Raw genomic sequence first — 26,580 nt, forward strand, 5'->3', positions numbered from 1 at the left:
AGGATGACTTTTATTTGTCTTTTCGAGTTATTCTGATAAGAATCGTATCGAGAAATTAGACGAATATTCACTTCTTACTTCTCGATACAAATTTTCTCCATTTTCATTTCGAAAATTCACTCAAAGTGACGTGAAATTAGAACTTAAAACTTTTTAAATCTAAAATTTATTTAATCTCTTTGATACTAATTGCAAAACCTCCTCCAGCTTGAGATGTTAAATCTAACACAGATTTTGAATCAACCTTTTTTGTTTCAATTTTATAGGCTTGAGGATTTGTTTTGTAATGCGCATCTTTGGCATCAGCATAGATTTTCGCTTCGTATTTTTTCCCTTTATCTAAGAAATCTAATTTGATTTTCGTTGAACGAGGTGTTTCACCATTTACATTTCCAACAAACCAATTATTCGAATTTTTGTCTTTACGTGCAATTGTTAAATATCTTCCTGGTTCTGCCTCTAAATAGTTAGAATCTTGCCAATCTACAGGCACATCTTTGATGAATTGAAATGCATCAGAAAATTGTTTGTAATGCTCAATAATATCAGCAGCCATTTGCAAAGGCGAATACATTGTTACGTACAAAGCCAACTGATTTGCAACCGTAGAATTAACGTGAGAATGGTTGTTTGGATTTAATTTCTTCACATCCATTTCGAAAATACCAGGCGTGTAATCCATTGGTCCACCTAAAAGACGCGTGAAAGGTAAAACTGTTACGTGATTTGGTTTAGAACCACCGAAAGCTTGGTATTCTGTTCCACGTGCTGATTCGTTTCCGATTAAATTTGGCCATGTACGCGCAACTCCTGTAGGACGAACCGCTTCGTGAGCATTAACCATAATTTTATATTCAGCCGCTTTTTCGATTGCATATTGATAATGATTAATCGTATTTTGGCTGTAATGATAATCTCCACGAGGAACGATATCACCTACATATCCACTTTTTACAGATGTATAACCGTTATCGTTCATGAATTTATAGGCTTTTTCCAAATGTCTTTCATAATTACGAATAGAACCCGAAGTTTCGTGGTGCATCATAATTTTTACACCTTTAGATTTTGCATAAGCATTTAACATTTTCACATCAAAATCTGGATAAGGTGTTACAAAATCGAACACATAGTCTTTGTGATTACCGAACCAATCTTCCCAACCTTCGTTCCAACCTTCAACTAAAACAGCATCAAATCCGTTTTCTGCAGCAAAATCGATGTATTCTTTTACATGTTCGTTATTTGCTCCATGTTTTCCGTTTGGCTTCGCATTTTTATAATCGGTTACACCTAATTGTACTGTCGGGAAATCATCTGTATATGCCCAAGAACTCTTTCCTGTAATCATTTCCCACCAAACACCAACGTATTTTACAGGTTTGATCCAAGAAGTATCTTTAATTTTTGAAGGTTCATTCAAATTATAAACCAATTGCGGACCTTTGAAAGCAACTTCTCGTGCATCATCACTCGCAATAATTGTACGCCAAGGCGTATTGAAAGGCGCTTGCAAATAACCTTTGTCACCCAAAGCATCAGGAGTTAACCAAGATTCGAACGTTAATGTTTTATCATCTAAATTTAAACTCATTGCAGGATAATTAATCAACGCTGCTTCGTGTAAATTGATGTAAAGTCCGTTTGTTGCTTTCATCATCAAAGCTGTTTGTACACCTGTTTTTGAGAAAGCTTGTTGAGACGCATTTCCAATATAAGCTTTATCAAATAATCCTCTAATTTCTGATAATTTAGATTCTGTGTAATCGTATTCTTGCGTATCGTAATCACCAGGAATCCAAAAAGCAGTATGATCTCCTGCCATTGCGAATTGCGAATGCTCTTCTTTGATCACAAAATATTTCAAATTCTTTTGTTCTGGGAATTCGTAACGGAAACCTAATCCTTCATTAAACAAACGAAAACGAATAATCATTTGTCTATCTGTATTTGGTTGAGAAACCGTCACCGCTAATTCGTTGAAATTATTTCTGATTTTGTCTACTTCTCCCCAAACCGGTTTCCAAGTTTCATCAAAAGTTGATGTTTTAGTATCAATAATTTTGAAACCTGATAAGAAGTTTGCAATGTCTTTTGCACGCTCATCTTCTACTCGATCTTGCACTGCAAAATCCATTTCTTTATGCTTCGTTTTAAACTCAAATCCTAAATGACTTGGTTTAACCACATCTTTTCCTTTGTATTTTAACTGATAAGTAGGTTTTCCATCTTTAGACAACGAAAAATCCATTACAAAATTTCCGTTTGGAGATTTCAATTCTTGTCCATAAACCATATTCATCATCGCGATTCCTAACCCCAGTATAAACTTAAAGTTTTTCATATTTCTTGTTTTTGTTTTATTGTCTGTTTTATGCTTTACGCCTAATGCGTAAAGCAATAAATTTCTTGTCAAGCTGAACTTGTTTCAGCTTCTCATTCTCTACTTTATGTGATCCTGAAATGAATTCAGGATGACTTTTATATTTCATTCATTTTTGTCTTGACACAAAAACGAATCAAAAAAGTCAAGGCGGTAAATCTATTTGACTAAAAATTTAAACCGTTTCGAGAATGATTTAAAAATTCGCTATCGCTCATTAAATCATTTTTACTCTTCACTTTTTAAATTTTATTTACGTCATATATTTAATGCCATTTTTTATAATACGTTTTCAGAATAAACGTGAAACCTACTACTTTCCAAGTTCAATAATCATCGAAGATTTACCATCAATTGTGATTTCTCCGTTTGTATTGATTGGTAAAACTTTGTCCGAAATAATATCTTTTCCAGAAGTAAATCCGTTTAATGATTCTGCAAAACGATCTAATTTGAACGTTTGTTTTTCTGGATTTGCATTCAAAATAATCATTACAGATTCGTTTTCATTGTATCTAAAATAAACGTAAACATTATTTTGTGGCATGTAATGTTTTGTTTTTCCTGAATGAATAACTTCTTTATTTTTTCGCCAATTGAAAAGTTTTGCTGTAAAATCGTGAAACGTTTTTTGCTCCGAAGTTCTTCCTTCATTTGTAAAAGCCGATTGTTTATCTGACTTCCAACCTCCAGGAAAATCTTGTCGAATTGCTGCATCACCTTTACTTTTATCTCCTCGCATCCCAATTTCAGACCCGTAATATACTTGAGGAATTCCGCGAACAGTCGAAATTAATGACAAACCAAGTTTATAATCATTCACATCTCCATTCATAATTTCGTTCCAACGTTCTGTATCGTGATTTTCCATAAACACAAACATATTGTTGATATCTGGATATAGAAAATCATTGGTGAACGAATTATACAATTTAATCATTCCTTTATCCCACGATTCCTCTTCCTTGATTGCTTTTGGCAATTCTGAAAACAATGGAAAATCCATTACAGAAGGTAAATACGAATTATAATTATCGATTTCAGCAATTTTAGAATCTTTTTGCCAATACGATACATGAGCTGGCGAATGCATCCACGCCTCTCCTACTACATTTAGATTGGGATATTCATCTGTAATTGCTTTTACCCAAGTTGCCATTCCTTCTTTGTTATTGTAAGGATATGTATCTACACGTAAACCTCCTAATTCGGCATATTCCATCCACCAAATGGCATTTTGAGTGATGTACTTTAATACTAATGGATTTGCTTGATTGATGTCTGGCATCGTCGTATCGAACCAACCATTTAATGCGCCTATTTTATCAATCTCTGAAGCATTAGGATCAAATTGGGTTGTTGTTCTATAATTCGAACGACGGAATCCATTTTCTCCTTCTGGAAATGTATGGATCCAATCTTTTGAAGGTAAATCCTGAATCATCCAATGCGAAATTCCCCAATGATTTGTCACATAATCTTGAATCAACATCATTCCTCGTTGATTTAATTTTTGTGATAATTCGCGATAATCTTCATTGCTTCCGTAACGTCCATCAATCTTATAAAAATCAGTTTGTGCATAGCCGTGATACGAATGTTGTTTTTCGTTATCTTCATTAACAGGCGTTAACCAAACCGCTGTTGCACCAAGATTTTGTAAATAATCTAAATTGTTGATGATTCCTCGCAAATCCCCACCATGACGACCATCTGGAATAGAACGATTGGCTTTATCTGTTAATTCTTTCTTCGAATCGTTGCTTTCATCACCATTTGCGAAACGATCTGGCATAATCAAATACACCATATCTTTTGATGTAAAAGATGTTCGATTTGCAGAATTTGGTTGACGATTTTTTAATTCATATGTATACGAATCAACAATTTTATTTTTGTTTTTGATGTTAATTTTGAATGATGATTTGTTTACTTCATTCGTATTAATCGTTACAAAAACATAATTTGGATTTTCAGTTTTCTGTAAATTTTGAATTTTAACATTATCTGATAATTCAATATTGTATTTACTAATATCTTTTCCATAAACTAGAATTTGAACTTCTGGATTTTTCATTCCTTTCCACCAAAACATTGGCTCCACTTTTTGAATTTGTGCAAAAGCAAATGTTGATAGGAAAGATGATAATAATAGTATTTTTTTCATGTGTTTTGTTTTTTTTGATACCTCGACAAGCTCTGTATGAAATTTACTTTACTACATTAATGAAATTGTCATTCTGAGTTTATCGAAGAATCTTTTTTAAATTCTCTGTCCAGCTGAACTTGTTTAATCTTCTCATTATCTGCTTCATTTGATCCTGAAATGAGTTCAAGATGACTTTTTTAAAATAGGTTTTCAGAATAAACTTAGAACTTAAAACGTACTACTCTAAATAAAAATACCCTGAAAACCGAAGCCTTCAAGGTATTAGATTCCCTTTATTAAATCGAAGGCTGAACAACTACTTTCTGGTCGAAAACATAAACCTCTAACGGTTCTGTTCCTTCCAATTCAAATGTTGTTTCTCCTTTATTTACAATAACTTTTAGGATTTGATGACGGAAATTTACTTTAAATGTAAAACCTTCCCATTGTTCTGGTAAACGCGGCTCAAAATACAATTGATCGTTTTTCACACGCATTCCACCAAATCCTTCTACAATCGACATCCAAGTTCCTGCCATAGATGTGATGTGTAATCCTTCGTGAACTTCTTTGTTATAATCATCTAAATCTAAACGAGAAGTTCTCAAATAAAATGTATACGCTTGCTCCATTCTCCCCAACGTTGCCGCTTGGATAGAGTGAACACAAGGTGATAATGATGATTCGTGAACTGTTAATGGTTCGTAAAAATCAAAATGTTTTTCTAATTGATCTTTCGAAAATTGATCTTCGAAATAATAGAACGATTGTAAAACGTCTGCTTGTTTGATATAAGCCGAACGTAGAATTCTGTCCCATGACCATTTTTGATTAATTGGACGTTCTTCTTTTGGTAATTCAGAAACAGGTGTTAAATCTTTATCCAAGAAACCATCTTGCTGTAAATAAATTCCTAATTCTTCACTGAATGGAAAATAAATATTCTCTGCAACTTCTTTCATTTCTGCTAATTCAGCATCAGTAATACTTCTCTTTGCAGCGATTCGAGCGAAATCCTCTGGATAATTTGTTTTGACGTTTTCAACTTGTTCCAACAAATAATTCATACACCATTGTGCACAATAATTTGAATGGAAATTGTTGTTGACATTATTTTCATATTCGTTAGGTCCCGTAACTCCTAACATCACATATTGTTTTTTGTCGTTTGACCAATTCACACGCTGTTTCCAAAAACGTGCAATTCCTAATAAAACCTCTAAACCAGCTTCTGGAATATACGTTTGATCTCCCGTAAAACGAACATAGTTGTAAATCGCAAATGCAATAGCTCCATTACGGTGAATTTCCTCGAATGTAATTTCCCATTCGTTATGGCATTCTTCACCATTCATCGTAACCATCGGATACAAAGCTGCACCTTTGTTGAAGCCTAATTTTTCTCCATTTTCAATCGCTTTATCCAATTGATTAAAACGATACATTAATAAGTTTCGCGCAACTTCTTGATTTTTTGTTACCATGTAAAATGGCAAACAATATGCTTCTGTATCCCAATATGTAGAACCTCCATATTTCTCTCCCGTAAAGCCTTTTGGACCGATATTCAAACGCTCATCTTTTCCAGAATACGTTTGATTTAATTGAAAAATATTAAAACGAATACCTTGTTGCGCTTTTGTATCTCCTTCTATAGTGATATCAGCCATTTCCCAAATCTTTGCCCAAGCTTCTTTTTGGTTTATTAACAATTGTTCATAACCTTGTTCATTTGCTTGAGATAATACATTTTCGGCAGCGTTAATTAATTCATTTTTAGGATGATTTGTCGAAACTACATAACCTCCAAATTTCTCAATTGTCGCTGTATCATTTGCTTTTACCTCAACTTCGTATGTGAATTCTACTTTTGTTTCAGTTTTAACAGCATTTGTTGGCACGATTTGTTGATAACTTCCATTTACTAAGATTTTATTCTGCATAAATGTTACGACTTCAAAATGAGTTTTGAACGTACGCGCTTGAACGAAACCTTGTTCACCTTTAATTTCAGAAGAAATTGGTTCCCAAAAAATCTCTTCCCAGTTCGCATCTTCGTTTTTTACAGCTGCATCAACATAAGGTTTGAAGACAATTTTCGCATCTCCATTGATTGGTTTGATGTCATATTTAATTGCTCCTAATTCATCTAAATCAGCAGAAAGAAAACGTCGAACAAAAACCTCAATTTCTAATCCAGAAGGTAAAACCGCATTAAATGAACGATCCAATAAACCTTCTTTCATATTCAATTCGCGACGGAAATTTTTAACTTCTTTACAAGTGTTTAAATCAAATTTTTCACCGTTAATTTCGATGTCAATTCCAATCCAAACTGGCGCATTTAATACTTTTGCAAAATATTCTGGATAACCGTTTTTCCACCATCCCACTTTTGTCTTGTCAGGATAATAAACGCCGGCAATATAGCTTCCTTGAAATGTATCACCTGAATAAAATTCTTCGAAATTGGCACGTTGTCCCATTGCTCCATTACCAATAGAAAATAAACTTTCAGACGATTTTACACGATCTTTTTCAAACCCTTCTTCGATAATTGACCACGCATTCGGGATGATATAATCTTGATTCATTTTGTTTGTTGTATGTAGTTTGTATAATTATTGATTGATTAATTCGACCAAGAAATCTGTTGAGATTTCAGTAAAATTATTAAAGTTGTATTTTGCTTCATTCAAAACCGAAGCTTCTCCAATTCCGATGCTTGTCATTCCTGCTACATTTGCTGCTTCAATTCCTGCAACAGAATCTTCAAATACAATTGAATTTTCGTTTGTTTGATTCGCTTTTTTCGCTCCAACGATAAAAACTTCTGGATCTGGTTTTGCGTTAGAAACATCGTTTCCATCTACGATATCATCGAAATAATTTAGAATATTAACTTTCTCTAAAATTGGACGTGCATTTTTAGAAGCTGATCCCAAAATAATTGGTTGATTGTTTTCTTTTAGAAAGTTTAAAACGTCCATAACGCCTGGTAAAATTTCAGAATCGTCCATCTTATCAATGTATTCTAAATATTCTTTGTTCTTCTGAATTAACCATTCGTTTTTCTGCTCATCAGAAGCTTCAACATTTCCCAATCCAAGAATAATTTCTAATGATCGCACACGAGAAACACCTTTCAATAATTCGTTATGTTCGTGCGTAAAATCGATGTTTAGATTATTCGCTAATTTTTTCCATGCTAAATAATGGTACTTTGCAGTGTCGACGATGACACCATCTAAATCAAAAATAAATGCTTTAGTTTTCAAAATGATTATGCTTTGATTGGTTCATCCACATCTTTTACGCGCGTTACAAAAAGTGCTGCAATAATTAGCGCAACACCGCTGGTAACAATGGCGAAAATTGGATTATCGTGATATAAATATTTTACAATTGGACCGCCTAACAATGCGTTGACGATTTGAGGCATACAAATGAAGAAATTGAAAATTCCCATGTAAACACCCATTTTTTTAGCTGGAATTGCTCCCGCTAAAATTGCATAAGGCATCGATAAGATACTTGCCCAAGCGATTCCTACTCCGATCATGGAAAGGATTAATAATTTTGGATCGTGAATAAAATAGATTGAAATTAATCCTAATCCTCCACAAATTAATGAAATAGCATGTGTTGTTTTTCGACCAAATTTTAAGGCTATTGCTGGTAAAAAGAAGGCGAATATTGCAGAAATTCCGTTGTAAACTCCGAAGATAATTCCAACCCAATCCCCTGCTTTTTGGTACGTTTCTGAATGTGTATCACTCAAAGACAAACCGTACACATGATGAGCGATTGCAGGCGTAGCAAATACCCACATACCGAATAATGCAAACCACGTAAAGAACTGTACCAAACCTAATTGTTTCATCGTTTTTGGCATATTCCCAAAATCGGTAAAAATCTGTGTTAAGCTTGCTTTTTCTTCAACAATTGGTTCTCTACCTTCTGCTTTTTCGAAAGCGTCTAATTCTTCTGGCGAATATTCTTTTGTTGTAAAAATGGTAATTAAAACGGTTACAATAATTGCAATTGCTCCAATAATGAATGATAAAATTAAGTGAAACGGAACTTCTCCTTCCGCTGCAATACTTGAAACACCAAACCAGTTGCTCAAAATATAAGGCAACCACGAACCGACAACAGCTCCTAAACCAATAATTACAGTTTGAATTGAATATCCTAATGTACGTTGATCCGAAGGCAACATATCTGCTACAAATGCACGCATCGGTTCCATCGCGATATTGAATGAAGCATCCATTATCATCAAGAATCCAGCACCCATCCATAATGCAGGCATCAATGCCGTAAATGCACCTGCTTGTGGCATTAAGATTAATCCGAAAGAAGCCAATAAAGCTCCTACTAAAAAGTATGGTTTTCTTCGTCCAAATTTAGACCAAGTATTATCTGAATAATGACCAATAATAGGTTGAACAATCAATCCCATTAGCGGTGCAACAATCCAAAACCAAGACAATTCGTGCACATCGGCACCAAATGAACTTAGAATACGGCTCGCATTTGCGTTTTGCAAGGCGAAACCCATTTGAACTCCTAGATATCCGAAACTTAAATTCCAGATTTCAAGAAATCCTAATCTACGCTTTCTCATTATCGTAATTTTTTTATGTATTTTACGATAAGCGTTTTATGCTTATCAAAACTATATTTTTGTAATTTGAGAAGTAAAAATATGTTTTGATTTGTTTACAATGTTAAAACTTTTTTTTGGGATTATTGCAACTGTAACAATTATTTAACCAAAAAAAACTTACTAAATCGTTGTAGTTTCTCTGTGTAATAATTCTGTTCCGACAACTTCGGTAATGTAATGCTCATGCTCGTTTTCTGACTCTAATTTTTGAATCAATAAACGCGCTGCAATCTCACCCATTTTGAATGCATTTTGTTTGACTGTAGAAATGCTTGGAATTGAGTTCTTGGAAATTACACCATCTGTAAAAGCAATTAAATGTAACTCTTCTGGCACTTTAATTCCTTTTTTCAATGCAGCTCTCAAAACTTTTACGGCATATAATTCATTTACTGCCATTACTGCGTCAAATTTATTTTTTTCGAAAAATTCATCAATCATAGTGTCCAACTGACTCTCGTCTTCTACACGCAAAATCAAGTTTTCGTCAATTTCAATTCCATTCGCTTCCAACGTTCTTTTATATCCTTCGGTTCTTAAGCGTCCGACACTTATATAATCTGGCGTCGTAATAAAGCCGATTTTCTTGCGTCCTTTACTTATAAAATATTGAATTGCTTCTTGTGTCGCAAGTACGTCATCAATAATTACTTTATCGGTATAAACCTCACGTGTGACACGATCGAACATCACAACTGGCATTCCTTGGTTGATGATTTCTTTAATATGATGATAATCTTTTTTAGCTTGAGTTTCTTTCGAAAGAGAAATTACAAATCCATCTATACTACCCGCCGCAAGCATCTCCATATTAATCACTTCGCGTTCATACGACTCATTTGACAAACAAATTAATACATTATAACCATATTGATTAGCAAGATTTTCGATCCCACTAATTACCATTGCGAAAAAATCGTGAACGATTTCGGGAATAATTACGGCAATTGTTTTCGTTTTTCGATTCTTTAGACTTAATGCAATATTATTCGGTTTGTAGTTGTATAATTTTGCAAATGCTTGAATCTTTTGTTTCGTTGCAGCACTAATCTCTTCGCTATTTTTCAACGCTTTAGAAACCGTTGATATCGAAACATCTAACTCTTTTGCAATCTGTTTTAATGTCAAATTCTTTTTCATAATCTTCTTTCTACCTTAACCATCAATCTTATTCTACTAATTTCCGTCTTTTTTATTAAAAATTAACAAGCGCTAACAATTAATTTAATTATTTATTAACACGAAAACGTTTTCGTTTAGTTAGTCGGTGTATTACATACGCAATCAATCAATTAAACGACTTACATTTGGTAATGAGAAGTAAAAATATAAATTAATAATTAACGAAACAAAACGAAAAATATATGAGGATTTTAAAACAATCTCTTCTAGCATTAGTTTTATCAAGCCCTGCTATTTTATCTGCACAAACTGCGATAAAAGGAACAGTACAAGATAGCGCTAATAACACGGTTTTAGCTGGTGCAGATGTTTCGAACATTACAACAGGAGAATCGACAGTTTCTGATGAAAAAGGAAATTTTACATTAGAAGCGAACGATGGTGATATAATTGTTATCAGTTTTTTTGGTTATGACAATCAAGAAATAACTTTTGCGGGTCAAACGCAATTACAACTTCGTATGTCTAAAACGACAGAAAACTTGAAAGAAGTTGTTGTAATTGGGTATGGTACAGCAAAAAAAGAAGATGTTACAGGTTCTGTAAATCAATTAAATTCAGAAGATTTCAATAAAGGATCAATTACATCTGCGCAAGAATTAGTGACTGGAAAAATCGCTGGTGTTGTCGTAACATCTGCTGGAGGAGCTCCTGGTGATGGACAAAATATTATCATTCGTGGTAATAGTTCGTTATCATTAAACTCTCAACCATTATATGTCGTAGATGGTGTTCCTTTATCTGAAGTAAATATTGGAGGTTCTCGAAATCCTTTGGATTTCTTAAATCCTAACGACATCGAAACGATGACTATTTTGAAAGATGCTTCTGCAACTGCCATTTATGGTTCTCGTGCTGCGAATGGGGTTGTAATGGTTACAACTAAAAAAGGTAAAGGGAAAAAATTCCGTTTTAACTATAATTCAGTTACATCAATTTATCAACCAGAAGGCTATATTGATGTGATGAATGCAGATCAATTCCGTGAATTGGTAAAATCTGTAGGAACAGCTGACGAAATTGCTCGTTTAGGTAATGCAAATACAGATTGGCAAAAAGAAATTTATAAAACTGCTGTAGGTTTTGATCACAATTTTAGTGCAACAGGAAATATTGGAGGTAAAATGCCTTCTCGTTTTTCTATTTCTAATACAGATCAAGATGGTATTTTGAAAGGAGATAACATCAATCGTACAACAGCTTCTATGAACTTAAGTCCATCTTTCTTAGATGATCACTTAAAATTTGAATTGAATGCTCGAGGTTCTTATATCGAAAATCAATTTGCAAACAGAGGTGCAATTGGAGCGGCTTTAGAGTATGATCCAACTCAACCAGTTTACTCTGGAGCAAATGTATTCGGAGGTTACCACACTTGGATGGATGGAGCTGTAAAACACAATTTAGCGCCAACTAACCCAGTTGCATTAATCAACGAAAACAGAGATACATCTGAAGTTCGTCGTTTTGTAGGAAATGCAAAAATGGATTATAAATTACATTTCTTACCGTCTGTTACTGCAACAGTTAATGTAGGTTATGATATTTCTAATGCGAATGGGCGCAATGTAACGACTGCAAATATGCCAAGTTCTTCTTTGACTTGGGATGGTTCTAAAACAACTTTTAGTGCGCAATTCTACAACAAATTATTTGATGCATATTTAACATTCAACAAAGATTTTGGACAACACGGATTAACTGTTGTTGGAGGTTATAGTTATCAGTACTTTAACACATACAACACCAATTACGATAGTGAATTAGAACAACAAGGTTCTGATCAATTTACATTTGTAGACCGCGATCACTATTCTTTATTATCATATTTTGGACGTTTAAACTATAATTTTGATAATCGTTACATCTTAACAGCTACTATGCGTGCAGATGCTTCATCAAAATTAAGCCATGACAACCAATGGGGATATTTCCCTTCCGCAGCTATTGCATGGAATATTTCTAAAGAAGAATTCTTGAAAGGAAGTTCTGTAGTAAATGATTTGAAATTACGCGTAGGTTATGGTAAAGTTGGTAATGTAAACGGATTAGGAAACTTCCAATTCTTAACGCGTTATCAAGGATCAGAATCAACTGCTTATTATCAATTTGGTTCAACATTCTATCAAACTTATCGTCCTCAACCATTTAATGGTGATTTAAAATGGGAAATTTCGAGTACATTAAATGCTGGTATTGATTACTCTTTATTCAAAAATAGAATCTACGGTACATTAGATGTTTACAAGAAAAAGACAAGTGATTTAATTGCGAGTGTTTATGTAGATCCATTTACAAACTTTGGAAATATGATCGATAAAAATATCGGTGATATGGAAAATAAAGGAATCGAATTTAGCATCAATGCTGATATCATAAAAACAAAAGATTTTGATTGGTCTTTTGGATACAACATCGCTTTCAATGATAATAAAATTGTCAACTTACCTACTGATAACTTAACAGGTGGTATCGATGGAGGAACTGGTAACAATATTCAAATTCAACGTGAAGGAGAAGAACCATTTAGTTTCTACGTATACAAACAAATTTATGATGCAAACGGAAAGCCTATCGAAGGAGCTTACGAAGATTTGAACAACGACGGAATCATCAACGAAAAAGATCGTTATATTCACAAAAGTCCTTTCGCAAAAGTAACAATGGGATTCAATACATTCTTCCGTTACAAAAATTGGGATTTAAGTGCAACTGCTCGTGCTAACATCGGAAACTATGCTTACAATAACATGGCTTCGTCTAAAGGCTACAGCAAAAAAGCGACAGGAAATGGTCAAAACTATTTATCTAATGTGCTTTCAAGCTACTACAACACAGGTTTCACAAGTATCACAGAAACTAATTTGTTAAGTGACCACTTTATAGAAGATGCATCTTTCTTCCGTATTGATAACATTACATTAGGTTACAACCTAAAACAAGCGATCAAAGGATTAGATATTCGTCTTTATGGAGCGGTTCAAAACGTAGCTGTATTCACAAATTACAGCGGTTTAGATCCTGAAATTTACCGCGGAATTGATAATAGTTTTTATCCAAGACCGAGAACGTATGTATTTGGTTTAAATGTTAATTTCTAAGAAAACTACAATGAAAAAGATTAAAATTTCAACATATATTTTAGCTGCGGCATTGGCTTTCTCTGTTTCTTCATGTCATGATGATTTAGATTTAATGCCAAATGATCCAGATACTTATACACAATTTGATGTATTCAAAGATGCTGCTACTGCAAAATCTGCTTTAGCAAAAGTATACGCTTCTTTAGCACTTACAGGACAAAAAGGACCTGCGGGAAGTGGAGATATTCAAGGTATTGACGAAGGTGCTTCTCAATATACTCGTTTAATGTTCAACTTAAATGTATTGACAACAGACGAATCTATTCTTGGCTGGGGAGATCCAGGTTTACCAAACTTGCATGAGATTTCTTGGGGAGCAAGTAACAGTTTTGTTGAAGCAATGTATTATCGTTTAGCACAAACCGTTTCTTTTTCTAATTCGTTTATTGCAAATGCTGAAGCTTTATCAAGCACAACTCCAGAAGTGAAAGAATATGTAGCTGAAGCTCGTTTCATTAGAGCATATGCTTATTATAGCTTAATGGATTTATATGCGAATGTTCCGTTAGTAACAGAAGTTTCTTCTGAATTACCAAAACAAAGCAATCGTAAAGAGATTTTCACTTTCGTTGAAAGCGAATTAAAAGCAATCGAAGCTGAATTAAAAGCTGGTCGTGCAAACGAATATGGACGTGTAGATAAAGCAGCTGCTGAAGCATTATTATCTCGTTTATATCTAAATGCAGAAACTTGGATTGGTCAAGCAAAATATACAGAAGCCATCACTTATTCTAAATTGGCTATGCAAGCTGGATATACACTTAACACAACTGATGGAAATAAAAATGGTTCTGCTTACGACGAATTATTTTTAGCTGATAATGATACGAATGGCGCGCAAAATGAAGCTATTTTCGTTTTAAACTTTGACGGAAATAATTCTCGTACCTACGGAGGTTCCACTTTCTTAGTAAAAGCTGCAATTGGTGGAAAAATGGTTGCTGCTGATTACGGTGTAAATGGTGGATGGGGAGGTCCTCGTTCTACAAAAGCATTGGTGAATCAATTTACAGATGCTGTTACAACAAAAGACAGTAACGGAAATCCAACTGCATGGAAAGATAAACGTGCAATGTTCTTTACAGATGGACAAACTTTTGAAATTAACAACATAGGTACATTTGGAGAAGGTTATGCTGTTTACAAATGGTCTAACAAACGTTCAGACGGAAAAAGTGCAAACGATGCAACAGGAGAATATGTTGACACAGACGTACCAGTAATTCGTTTAGCAGAAGTTTATTTAAACTATGCTGAAGCTGTTTTACGTGGAGGAACTGGTGGAGACCGCGCAACTGCATTGAACTTAATCAACGAATTAAGAACTCGTGCATACGGAAATACATCAGGTAATATTACTGACGGACAATTAAACTTAGATTTCATTTTAGCTGAAAGATCAAGAGAATTGTACTGGGAAGGAACGCGTAGAACGGATTTAATTCGTTTCAATAAATATACTAACAATTACAATTGGCCTTGGAAAGGTGGCGTTCAAAATGGAACATCTGTAGATGCTACAAAAGTTATCTTCCCAATTCCAAACAATATTATTGTCATTAATCCAAACTTAACTCAAAATCCAGGTTATTAAGATGAAAAATTTTATAAAATATATTTCGTTAGCTTGTGCGAGTATTTTTGCCTTAAGCGCATGTAACGACGATGAAGATATCATCAAATTAGATCCTTCAACTTTTGTTGCACCGAAAGTAGAAACGCCTGCTTCATCAACAATTGAATTGTTAGAAGAAAATGCTGCAAACACAGCAATGACGTTTAATTGGAGTGCTGCAAATTATGGAACAAATACTCCTCCTAAATATGAATTACAAATTGATATCAAAGGAGATAATTTTAAAAATCATCAAATTCTTTCTTCAACTTCAACATTAACTGCTGATGTTACCGTAAAAGAATTGAATTTAGCAGTTATTGCTTTAGGATTAGAACCTTTTAAAGAAGGAGAGATAGAATATCGTATTGTTTCTACAGTTGGTACACCTAGTTCTCAACAATTAATCTCTAATGTCAATACATTAAAAATAACAGCATATCCAACAGATTTATCTACAAATTGGGGTGTTGTTGGTTCTGCTACTCCTAACGGTTGGGACGGGCCAGATGTTCAATTTTGGAAAACTGATGTTACAAATGTATTTGTAGCGTACACAGATTTAAAAGGTGGTGAAATCAAATTCCGTCAAGACAACAAATGGGAGTTAGATTATGGAGGATCTAATGGAAAACTTGAAAAAGGAGGTAAAAACATCGCAGTAGATGCTGGTACTTACAAGATAACTATGGACTTAACAAATCTAACTTACAAACTTGAGAAATTTACTTGGGGATTAGTAGGTGATGCAACTCCAAACGGTTGGGACGGGCCAGATACTAAATTATCATACGATGGAACAATTGATTCATGGACAACTATTCTTACAATGAAAGATGGAGAATATAAGTTTAGATTGAATAACGATTGGGACAAAGGTAATTACGGTGGTGCTGATGGTGCTCTTGTTGAGAAAGGAGACAACATCAAAATAAAAGCTGGAAAATATAAAATCACAGCTAATTTCACAAAGAAAACTTATACAGTAGAAGCTCAATAAAATTTTTTCTCATCAACAATTAATTTTTTAAAAGCCATTAAAATTCAATTACGTTTTTTAATGGCTTTTTTTCTAAAACCACACAAAACATGAAAAACATTCTATCTATTTTGATGCTTTTAATGGTAATATCTTTTACTAAAGCACAAATTACAACAGATCCTTCTCCACCCGAAGCAAACCAAGCAGTTGTAATAAACTTCGACAAAACGGGAACAGGTCTAGCCAATTATTCAGGAGATATTTATGCGCATACAGGCGTAACTATCGATGGAAAACAATGGGAAAATGTAATTGGAAGTTGGGGAAATAATACTACTCAACCCAAATTAACTTTCGTTTCTGGATCAACCTACAAATTAGAAATCCCGAATTCTATTTATCAATTCTATGGAGTTGATACTTCTAAAAATATTACTGCAATAAATATTGTTTTTAGAAATGCAGATGGAAAACAACAAACTACGGATCTTTCTATTTCGGTAGGTTCTTTCAAATTTACTTTAGCTAATCCGCTAGAAAACAGCACAACCAATGTGAATAGCGGTTCTAGTTTTAATATCCAAGCAACAAGTACAATTCATGTGAATTGGACATTAGAAGGTAACGGTAATACTTTTGATCAAGTAAATGATAGTAATTCATTTGATAAAAATTATACCATTTCACAAAATCAGAATTATACATTAAATGCAACTTTTAATGGTCAAACAATAAGCAAATCTTTTACAATTAATATCAAACCAACGGTTAAAGATGTAGCCATTCCATCTAATTTACATGAAGGAATTAATTATTTGAATAATGATTTTACAAAAGCATATTTGGTTTTATACGCTCTACAAAAAGAGTTTATTCATGTAATCGGAAGTTTCAATAATTGGCAACTTTCTGATCAATATGTGATGAATCGAGATACAACTAACAAGGATTTATATTGGATTGAATTATCTAATCTTAAAGCAAGTGAAATCTATACGTTTCAATATCGAACAAGTGATGGAATCAAAACTGCAGATCCTTATTCGACTTTAGTTTTATCGCCTTATGATGATCCGTATATTACCGCAGCAACTTACCCAAATATGCCTGTATATCCTACTGGACAACAATTTGAAGTTTCGGTTTTACAAACAAATCAAGCAAAATACAATTGGAAAGTTTCAAATTTCAATCGCCCAAATAAAGAGAATTTGATGATTTACGAATTATTAATTCGTGATTTCAATTCGACAAAAACATGGCAATCTTTAATTGATGATTTTGATTATTTCAAAAAATTAAACATTAACGCAATCGAAGTTATGCCCGTAATGGAGTTTGAAGGAAATATTTCTTGGGGTTATAATACAGCTTATCATCTTGCTTTGGATAAAGCTTATGGACCAGCAGATAAAATGAAAGAATTCATCGATTTGTGTCATCAAAATGGAATTTCAATCATTTTAGATGTTGCTTTAAATCATGTTTATGGTCGATCTCCGTTGGTTAGAATGTGGATGAATGATCCTGATGGTGATGGATTTGGTGAGCCAACCGCAAATAATCCATACGCAAATCAAGAAGCAAAACACAGCTACAATGTTGGTTACGATCTTAATCATCAATTAGAGCCGACGCAATATTATGTAGAAAGAACAATTAGTCATTGGATTAATGAATATAAAGTGGACGGAATTCGATGGGATTTAACGAAAGGTTTTACGCAAAACTGTTCTGCTAATGATGAATTTTGTACCAATGATTATCAAGCAGATCGTGTAGCAATTCTTAAGAAATACGCTGATAAACAATGGAATATTGATCCTAATTCTTATATCATTTTCGAGCATTTAGGGCACAATGGTTCTGCACAAGAAGAAACAGAATGGGCAAATTATCGTAATGATGAAGGAAAAGGAATTATGCTTTGGGGTAAAGCGACTAATAATTTTAATCAAAATACAATGGGATATGCTTCGGATAGTAACTTTGATTGGTTGAAGCATACTGTAAAAGGTTTTACGAAAAAACATTTGGTTGCCTATGCAGAAAGTCATGATGAAGAAAGAATGATGTACAAGAATTTACAATATGGTGCATCATCAGGAACTTATAATATAAAAGATTTAAAAACTTCTTTGGAAAGACAAAAAGCTCTTGGTGCAGTTTTATTTACAATTCCTGGTCCTAAAATGTTGTGGCAATTCGGAGAATTAGGATATGATTACTCGATAAATCATTGCGAAGATGGAACAAATAATGACGGATGTCGCACCAATCCAAAACCTATTCCAAGCGAAATTGGTTACTTAACAAATGCCGATAGAAAATCTGTTTATGAAGTTTGGTCAAAAATTATTGGTCTTAAATTAAACAACAAAGTTTTCGAAACTGATAATTATACAATTACATCTGGAGATTTAAAACCGCGTATTCAGATTACAAATAATTTATTATCGTCGTCTGATTTATATGAGGTAATTGTTATTGCAAACTTCACAACAAGCACTCAAGCAATTGCGCCACTTTTTCCATTTACAGGAAATTGGTACAATTTGATGGACGAAACAACGCTGAATGTCACCAATACAAATTCATCATTTACAGTTAATCTAAATCCAGGTGAATTTAGAATTTTCGGGAATGCAAAAGCAAATTTATCAACAGATAATATTGAGGTTAATTCAGAAAAAATCTCTGTAACTCCAAATCCAGTTTCTTCCTCTTTTTCATTAAATATTAATTCAGAAAAAGTAAAAATCTATGATTTAACAGGAAAACTGATCAAAGAGTTTTCAGGAAAATTTTCAGCGATACATCAATTTAACATCAAAGAATTACCAAAAGGTATTTACATTCTTGATATTGAAGCTAAAAATGGAAAAATTGGAACATCTAAATTAATTAAACAATAATTATCATTCTTTATGAAATAAAAAAACCTCATCAATTGATGAGGTTTTTTTGTTGCTTAAAAATTAAGCTTAATATTATATTTTTCGTAGAAATTTTTGATATGAGCAACGGCTTCTTCCGCTGTATCAACCAAACGGAAAAGATCCAAATCTTTCTCAGAAATATAACCTTCTCTCAAAACTGTTTCTTTGATCCAATCAATCAAACCTGACCAATATTCAGTTCCGACTAACACAATCGGGAAACGTCCTGTTTTCTTCGTTTGTACTAATGTCATCGACTCAAACAATTCGTCTAACGTTCCGAAACCTCCTGGCATTCCAATAAATCCTTGTGAATATTTCACAAACATTACTTTTCGTGCAAAGAAATAATCGAAATTAATTTCATACTCGCGGTCGATATATTTGTTCAATTCTGTTTCGAAAGGCAATGTAATTCCCAATCCAACAGAAGTTCCTCCACCCTTTTGCGCTCCTTTGTTTGCAGCTTCCATAATTGCAGGACCTCCACCAGTAATTACTCCAAAACCAATCTGTGTTAATCGGTATGCAATATCTTCTGCTAAAGCATAATATGGATGATCTGACGAAGTACGTGCCGAACCAAAAATAGACACACAAGGTCCTATTTTAGACATTACTTCGTAACCATTTACAAACTCTGCCATAATCTTGAACAACGCCCAAGAATCATTTATTCTAATCTCATTCCAATCTTTTGGTCGAAACGGAGATTGTATTCTATCGTCTTCTTTTTCTTTATCTGTCATAGTATCTTAAATAAAAAAACCGCAACAAAAATGCTACGGTTCAATATACAAATTTATTGTTTCTTCATGATTAATCTCTACTCATAAAAATTCTCAAAATATACCAAAACAATAACATTAATGAAGCAAATAACGACAATGCCGCTGCAACATACTGTTGTGTTCCGAACTCATATTTTAATTGGTGAGTGTTGTACAAAATTGCTCCACCAGCTAAGGCGCACATTCCAACTGAGAACCATAATCCTAAATCGAACCCGAATAACATTCCTGCAATAATCAATCCAATTGCTAAGAAAAATCCTATAGTTAATGCTCCTCGTAAAATAGAGAAATCTGCTTTTGTTAAAAATACAATAGCTGACAATCCTACAAATAATCCGCCTGTTACTACAGCTGCTTGTTTTATCACATAAGTTCCGCCATAATACAAGGCAATGTAAAGCATTGGTACAAAAATTAAAGCTTCTGCAACTATGTATAAAAAGTAGCCTAAATATTGTTTAGATTTTGAAATCGATCCGTAGGCCATTTTTTGTGCAATCCATGTAATTCCCATGAAACCTGCTAATAAAATAAGCCAAAGATATCCAGAAGTTAAACTTAACATGAAGCTCACTAATGCTTCTGATTTTAACATCAAAGATTCTATGAGTACAAAGACTAACACCCCTCCGGCAACGTGACCGTAAGTATGTTTATAAAAATTTGCCCTTTCTACGCTTGTTGCCTCGGCAACCAATTGGTTTTGTTGATATAAATGTTGATTTTCCATACAATTCTATTTAGGTAGATGTTTTTTTAATAATTATTGCTAAAATAATAAATTTCAGCTATTCTTTTACTCACTATTTTCAGGATTTTTTAGGCTGTCTTCATTTAATTGATTATTTAATAATTACTTAAAGTTTTGTTAATCCCCTAACCTTCTTTAAAAGATATATTTGCTCCTAAAAAATCATATCCATGAAAACACATTTATTCTTATTACTATTTATTTTCCTAATCAAAACCAACTTACTCGCTCAATCAACACCAAATGACCCATTATTTTTTGAAAAAGGTTCTACCTGGCTTTACCTAGATGACGGTTCTAATCAACAAAAAGAGTGGACTCTCTTAACATATGATACAAAGAATTGGAAAGAAGGAAAAGGTCATTTCGGATTTGGAGACGGGGATGAAGACACTTTGATCCAAAAGGGATATATCCGCTATTTTTTCAGAAAAAAAATTACAATAGATGATGTCACAAAACTTCCTGAAGAAGTTATTTTTAATATCGTTCATGATGATGCAGCGATCTTACATATCAATGGAAAAGAAATTTTAAGAAGCTCTCTTCTTCCTCAGTCCGGAGATATTCCTCATGAGTATGAATTAAGTACGTTTATACCGAACGACAAAGAAAATAGTTTTTTTCAGTACAACGTTTCTTCTTCAAATTTTGTAAATGGTGAAAATATTATTTCTATCGAAATTAGAAATCAAAATACAAGAAGCTCAGATGTATCGTTTGATTGTTTTGTGAGTGAAGATAACACAACTCCTGTTCCTTTCCACAAAGACGGACCTTATGTATTTTATGATAACGATCAAATAACAGTGACTTATATTACGGAAGCTGGTGCTGTAAACGAAACATATACAACAAATGACAAGGTTATTCTTAAAGTGACTGATCCCACTACATCTACGACATTTGATGTTCCTTTAAGAAAACAACATCAAACAGAGTTATCAACATATCAAGCTCCAACAAAATTCTTTATGACATCAGATATTGAAGGTCAGTTTTCAGCTTTCAAAAAAATGTTAATTGACGGTGGTGTGATGAATGATCGTTTGGAATGGACATATGAAAACGGGCATTTAATTGTGAATGGAGATATGGTAGACCGCGGGCCTTATGTTACAGAAGTTCTGTGGTTAATCTATAAACTAGAAAACGAAGCTGAAGCAAAAGGAGGAAAAGTACATTACATCATCGGGAATCACGATATGATGACCATGACATACGATTTTCGCTATGTCAACAAGAAATATATAGAAAACGCCAGCTATTTAAAAAAGACATATGGCGATTTCTTTGAACCAAATACAGCGTTTGGAAAATGGTTCAGAACCAAAAACATTATAGAACAAGTAGGTGATTACACTTTTGTACACGCAGGCATAAGTCCACAGGTTTCTGATCTAAAATTACCTTTGGATGAAATGAATGACTACGGACGAAAAAAAATGAATGGAGAATCATGTACAGGCAATTGTGCTACTGTAACAGGTGGTAGTGCTTCCGGATTATACTGGTACCGCGGAATGGCAAATCAAGTTCTTTCTCAAACACAAGTTGATGATATTTTAACCAATTTTAAGACAAAACATATCATTATTGCTCACACTGTTTTCCCTCAAATCACTTCATTGTACAATGATAAAGTTATTGCAATCGACGTCTCTCATGTTGATAATATCGCAAATAATAAAGTGGAAGCGTTGACTTTCTCTGATTCTTGTTTCAAAACGATGGTTTCGATTGGAAATCAAATCACCTTCAAAAATTTATTCGACAAATGTGAAAACTTATCTATTTCAGAAAAAATAAAACAAAATATCACGATCTATCCAAATCCTACTACAGACTGGGTCAATATAGAAGTGAATTCGAATCAAAATCTCTCAATAAAATTAGTTGACATAAATGGTCGAAAAATCACTAGTCCTTCTACTAAAACATCCAAAGGAATCAAAACAAACATTCAAGCACTTCCTAAAGGAATTTACCTTTTAAAAGTTTATGACAACGGACAAGAAATTCTAACCAAAAAAATCATCATAAAATAGTTTACTTCAAAATCCTCCATCATTTTTGGAGGATTTTTTTCTTCCATTCTATCAGACCCAATATAGAAATACCCAACAAAACAAGGTATTGAAAAGATGTAATAACTGCTCCTTTATAAATCATTAATGGAATCATGATTAAATCGCCGATAATCCAGAAATACCAATTATCAATTTTTCGTCGCGCCATCATCCACATTCCAATCAAAAAGATAGCGGTCGTCGAAGCGTCTACAAAATCAATTTTGGAATAATGTAATTTACATTGGTTGATAAAACTGAAATCAAAACCATTTTGAATAACTGGACGGAAATAATAAATCGTCAAAATAAAGATAAAACTCAACGCGAAAAGTAAAGTTGCATATAAATATTCTTTCTTCGAAGCCCACGAAACATCGACATGTTTATGATCTGCTTCGAGATTTTTTTGCCACAAAATCCAACCATAAATCGCCATTGAAGTATAGTAAATATTAATAATAGTTTCGCCGTATAATCCCCAATTAAAAAATAAATAGATGAAAATAAACGTCGAAATAATAGTGGTTGGATAAACCAAAATATTACGTTTGTAGGTATAATAAACGGAAATAATCCCAAATAAAGTTGCAATTATTTCAAGTAAAATATTCAGTGTAGAATAGGTTTTATAAGGAGCAAAGATGTAATCAATAAAATCGTTCATTCTTAAGTTGTGAGTTAAAATAATTCATTCTAAATCGTAAATCTAAATTCGTAATTATAATTTCTAACTTCAATCTATTCATAATCCAACACCCAAACCAAATAATGATCTTCAATCATTTTGTAGAACGCATGATATTTTCGAGATTTTACATCATCCGAAATCCAACAAATAAATTGTTTATTCTCTATTAATTCAAATTCTTCTGCACGATAATGATTCAGAAAATTCCAAAGATTTCCACCATTCAATTTGTACAAACCTTCTTTCATTCCCCAAATTACATGCAAATATTCAATTTCATGCTCTTGCGGAATCCAAGCGATTTCATCTGGACGCGCAAATTTATGTTTGATGTTCAAAATTTTTCTTGGTCGAGCCAATTCAATATCAATCCCAATATTATATTCGCTCACGCCAACAGAAACCAATCCATAGGAATGTGTGATGGAAATTTCTTTATTTGTAGGCAAAAAAGGTTTTCCACGTTCGTCATAATTTACATCATAATCCAAGTCCAATTTCTTTAGACAAGCGCGCAAACCAAGATATTCTCTGGCCTGTTTAGGTCGAAGATTATTATATTTTTCCATCCTATAATCCTCTAAATGAAGATATTCTAATAATTCTTCATTCGATTCTGTTACATTCCACGTGATAATGCGGGTATGTTTAAAATCGTTAATATAATCGATAACGGGCATTTTATTAATCGAAATTTGTTTGTAAATTTGTTCCTTATAAACTTTAAAAAAAAGTTAGTTAAATATATCAATTGATGGATACAAAAACGCAATACATTCCATACAAAGTTAAAGATATTTCTTTAGCTGAGTGGGGAAGAAAGGAAATTACGTTGGCTGAGGCAGAAATGCCTGGGTTGATGGCTATCCGTGAAGAGTACAAAGCTGCTCAACCTTTGAAAGGTGCTCGCATTGCAGGTTGTCTACACATGACAATCCAAACTGCAGTATTAATCGAAACGTTGGTTGCTTTAGGAGCTGATGTTACATGGTCGTCATGTAATATTTTCTCTACACAAGATCACGCTGCTGCTGCAATTGCTGCTGCTGGGATTCCTGTGTATGCTTGGAAAGGGATGAACGAAGAGGAATTCGATTGGTGTATCGAGCAAACATTATTCTTCGGAGAAGATCGCAAACCATTAAACATGATTTTGGATGATGGTGGAGACTTAACGAATATGGTGATTGATCGTTACCCAGAATTGGTTGCTGAGATCAAAGGATTATCAGAAGAAACAACTACGGGTGTACACCGTCTTTACGAAAGAATGGAGAAAGGTACATTGCCTATGCCTGCAATTAACGTAAATGATTCTGTAACAAAATCTAAATTCGACAACAAATACGGATGTCGCGAATCTGCAGTAGATGCTATCAAACGTGCTACTGACTTGATGATCGCTGGTAAACGTGTTGTAGTTTGTGGATTTGGTGATGTTGGTAAAGGTACAGCGGCTTCTTTCCGTGGTGCTGGAGCAATTGTTACAGTAACAGAAATCGACCCTATTTGTGCTTTACAAGCATCTATGGAAGGTTACGAAGTAAAAAAATTAGATACAGTGGTTGCAAACGCTGATATCGTAATTACGACTACTGGTAACTTTGGAATTGTACGTGCAGAGCATTTCGAGAAAATGAAAGACAAAGTAGTTGTGTGTAACATTGGTCACTTCGATAACGAAATCGATATGGCTTGGTTAAACGGAAACTACGGAAACACGAAAGAAGAAATTAAACCACAAGTTGACAAATACAACATCAACGGAAATGACATCATCATTTTGGCTGAAGGACGTTTAGTTAACTTAGGTTGTGCAACAGGACACCCTTCTTTTGTGATGTCAAACTCTTTCTCTAACCAAACTTTAGCTCAAATCGAATTGTGGACAAATTCATCAGCTTACAAAAATGAAGTATATACTTTACCTAAGCATTTAGATGAAAAAGTTGCAGAATTGCATTTAGCTAAATTAGGAGTAGAATTAGAAGTTTTATCTCAAGAACAAGCAGAATACATTGGTGTAACGGTTGAAGGACCATTTAAACCAGAATATTATAGATATTAATTAATTTTAATTCAAAATTTTTATTTGAAAAAAGAAAAAAGCACTTAACTATATGCCCTCGCCCTGAACAAGCGAGGGCTTTTTTGTTAGTCTTTATTTCCAAATAGACAAACAACGCTTAATCATTTTTAAAATATTATCTTTAAATCATTATTGAATAATTTTTATTACTGATTATGATTAAAAAATGTTTACAACTTGGATTCGTTTTAATTGGTTGTTCCTCACTTTTTGCACAAACCGAAAAACCTTCAGAAATATTCTGGAAAAATCTCGAAAAACATTGCGGTAAAGCTTACGAAGGCAAATTGCCTGAACATATTACGCGCGATGATTTTGCAGGTAAAAAATTGACCATGCATGTAAAAAGTTGTTCTGCAAACGAAATTAAAATTCCGTTCAATGTTGGTGATAATTATTCGAGAACGTGGATTTTGACTAAAAAAGATGGAATCATCACGCTAAAACACGATCATCGTCACGAAAATGGAACTTCGGAAACAATTACATTTTATGGAGGAACAAATACAAATTATGGTTTCAAAAATTTCCAGATGTTTCCTGCCGATCAAGAAACTGCAACCTTAATAGATTATGCTTCTACAAATATTTGGTGGATTACCTTAGATGATAAAACGTTTAGTTACAATTTGCAAAAAGCAGGTTCTAAAACACCTTTCAACGTCTATTTTGACTTGACAAAAGAAATTGAAACTCCGCCAGCATCTTGGGGTTGGGCAACACCACGATAATAAAAGAGCTGAAAAGCTCTTTTATCTTTTTATCAATAAATCAGCGTTTACAGATGGTTTTGCTCCCAAAGGATTTTTCTCAAAACCTCCATTTGTCGTTAAGTTTCTTGTAAATCCATTCGACAAAATAACACCACTTAAACAAACAAATTCATCAACCAATCTTTTTGTCATCAAAACACTTATATAAAATTCGTCATTATAACTAATGTTATCATCGGTTAAATCAAGTTTGTACGATTGATTTACAATATCACTTGGAGAAATCTCAATATTATTCTTTTCAAAAAATACATTATCAACAGGAGTATTTTTAGACGATTTATATAGTTTTAAATTTAATTTAAAACTTTCTTCTTTTGGAGGATTGTAAGCTTCCCCAAAATTAGA

18 protein-coding genes are annotated in these 26,580 nt (G+C 33.4%); 7 read left to right on the forward strand and 11 right to left on the reverse strand.

The features are described from left to right. Positions 1-166: 166 nt before the first annotated feature. From B3J26_RS00285 to B3J26_RS00310, 6 genes are all read right to left on the reverse strand, one after another. Positions 167-2,344 (reverse strand): glycoside hydrolase family 97 protein, encoded by a 2,178-nt coding sequence (locus B3J26_RS00285; protein WP_291072613.1) that lies wholly within the window; start codon positions 2,342-2,344, stop codon positions 167-169. A 352-nt stretch (positions 2,345-2,696) separates the two neighbouring features. Further along, positions 2,697-4,550, reverse strand: a complete 1,854-nt coding sequence (locus tag B3J26_RS00290) for a glycoside hydrolase family 13 protein (protein WP_291072614.1) — start codon at positions 4,548-4,550, stop codon at positions 2,697-2,699. Positions 4,551-4,828: 278 nt separating this feature from the next. Further along, the gene (locus B3J26_RS00295) at positions 4,829-7,126 is read right to left on the reverse strand and encodes a glycoside hydrolase family 65 protein (RefSeq protein WP_291072615.1); all 2,298 of its coding nucleotides are present in this window, start codon (positions 7,124-7,126) and stop codon (positions 4,829-4,831) included. A gap of 27 nt (positions 7,127-7,153) precedes the next feature. Beyond that, the gene (gene pgmB, locus B3J26_RS00300) at positions 7,154-7,810 is read right to left on the reverse strand and encodes a beta-phosphoglucomutase (protein WP_291072617.1); all 657 of its coding nucleotides are present in this window, start codon (positions 7,808-7,810) and stop codon (positions 7,154-7,156) included. Positions 7,811-7,815: 5 nt separating this feature from the next. Beyond that, a complete protein-coding gene (locus tag B3J26_RS00305; RefSeq protein ID WP_038331042.1) occupies positions 7,816-9,162 on the reverse strand; it encodes an MFS transporter in 1,347 nt (448 codons plus the stop codon). A gap of 162 nt (positions 9,163-9,324) precedes the next feature. Further along, the gene (locus B3J26_RS00310; RefSeq protein ID WP_280045491.1) at positions 9,325-10,344 is read right to left on the reverse strand and encodes a LacI family DNA-binding transcriptional regulator; all 1,020 of its coding nucleotides are present in this window, start codon (positions 10,342-10,344) and stop codon (positions 9,325-9,327) included. Positions 10,345-10,568: 224 nt separating this feature from the next. Here B3J26_RS00310 and B3J26_RS00315 point away from each other — a divergent pair, with 224 nt between their 5' ends. The 4 genes from B3J26_RS00315 to B3J26_RS00330 all read left to right on the forward strand — a co-directional run bounded on the left by B3J26_RS00315 (position 10,569) and on the right by B3J26_RS00330 (position 19,041). Then, positions 10,569-13,487 carry a SusC/RagA family TonB-linked outer membrane protein gene (locus B3J26_RS00315; protein WP_291072618.1) on the forward strand — a complete coding sequence of 973 codons (2,919 nt, stop codon included), beginning with the start codon at positions 10,569-10,571 and terminating at the stop codon, positions 13,485-13,487. 10 nt (positions 13,488-13,497) lie between these two features. Continuing rightward, entirely contained in the window at positions 13,498-15,123 is a 1,626-nt protein-coding gene (locus B3J26_RS00320) for a RagB/SusD family nutrient uptake outer membrane protein (RefSeq protein ID WP_291072619.1), read from the forward strand. Between the two features lies 1 nt (position 15,124). Beyond that, positions 15,125-16,144: a SusE domain-containing protein gene (locus B3J26_RS00325; RefSeq protein ID WP_291072621.1), complete on the forward strand. Its 1,020-nt coding sequence runs from the start codon at positions 15,125-15,127 to the stop codon at positions 16,142-16,144. An 89-nt stretch (positions 16,145-16,233) separates the two neighbouring features. After that, positions 16,234-19,041 (forward strand): alpha-amylase family glycosyl hydrolase, encoded by a 2,808-nt coding sequence (locus B3J26_RS00330; RefSeq protein WP_291072622.1) that lies wholly within the window; start codon positions 16,234-16,236, stop codon positions 19,039-19,041. A 56-nt stretch (positions 19,042-19,097) separates the two neighbouring features. Here the strand turns inward: B3J26_RS00330 and B3J26_RS00335 are convergent, their stop codons facing one another. Then, positions 19,098-19,814 (reverse strand): TIGR00730 family Rossman fold protein, encoded by a 717-nt coding sequence (locus B3J26_RS00335; RefSeq protein ID WP_038331032.1) that lies wholly within the window; start codon positions 19,812-19,814, stop codon positions 19,098-19,100. Between the two features lie 70 nt (positions 19,815-19,884). Then, complete coding sequence (locus tag B3J26_RS00340; RefSeq protein WP_280035353.1) at positions 19,885-20,589, reverse strand: Bax inhibitor-1/YccA family protein; 705 nt, start codon at positions 20,587-20,589, stop codon at positions 19,885-19,887. 191 nt (positions 20,590-20,780) lie between these two features. Between B3J26_RS00340 and B3J26_RS00345 the strand changes: the two genes are divergently transcribed. Continuing rightward, positions 20,781-22,658, forward strand: coding sequence for a T9SS type A sorting domain-containing protein (locus B3J26_RS00345; protein WP_291072624.1), 1,878 nt, complete (start codon positions 20,781-20,783; stop codon positions 22,656-22,658). Between the two features lie 19 nt (positions 22,659-22,677). On the opposite strand, the gene pnuC is transcribed toward B3J26_RS00345, so the two are convergent. Continuing rightward, entirely contained in the window at positions 22,678-23,346 is a 669-nt protein-coding gene (gene pnuC, locus B3J26_RS00350; protein ID WP_280035357.1) for a nicotinamide riboside transporter PnuC, read from the reverse strand. Between the two features lie 74 nt (positions 23,347-23,420). Further along, a complete protein-coding gene (locus B3J26_RS00355) occupies positions 23,421-24,050 on the reverse strand; it encodes a 4'-phosphopantetheinyl transferase family protein (protein WP_291068669.1) in 630 nt (209 codons plus the stop codon). A gap of 74 nt (positions 24,051-24,124) precedes the next feature. On the opposite strand from B3J26_RS00355, the gene ahcY reads away from it, so the two are divergent. Further along, positions 24,125-25,438 (forward strand): adenosylhomocysteinase, encoded by a 1,314-nt coding sequence (gene ahcY, locus B3J26_RS00360; protein ID WP_038331025.1) that lies wholly within the window; start codon positions 24,125-24,127, stop codon positions 25,436-25,438. A gap of 176 nt (positions 25,439-25,614) precedes the next feature. Then, entirely contained in the window at positions 25,615-26,190 is a 576-nt protein-coding gene (locus B3J26_RS00365) for a hypothetical protein (RefSeq protein WP_114998808.1), read from the forward strand. Positions 26,191-26,211: 21 nt separating this feature from the next. Here the strand turns inward: B3J26_RS00365 and B3J26_RS00370 are convergent. Next, on the reverse strand, positions 26,212-26,580 hold a 369-nt coding region (locus tag B3J26_RS00370), incomplete at its 5' end, for a hypothetical protein (protein WP_291072626.1).

It is taken from the genome of Empedobacter sp. UBA5987, from assembly GCF_002429865.1.
Classification (GTDB): domain Bacteria; phylum Bacteroidota; class Bacteroidia; order Flavobacteriales; family Weeksellaceae; genus Empedobacter; species Empedobacter falsenii_B.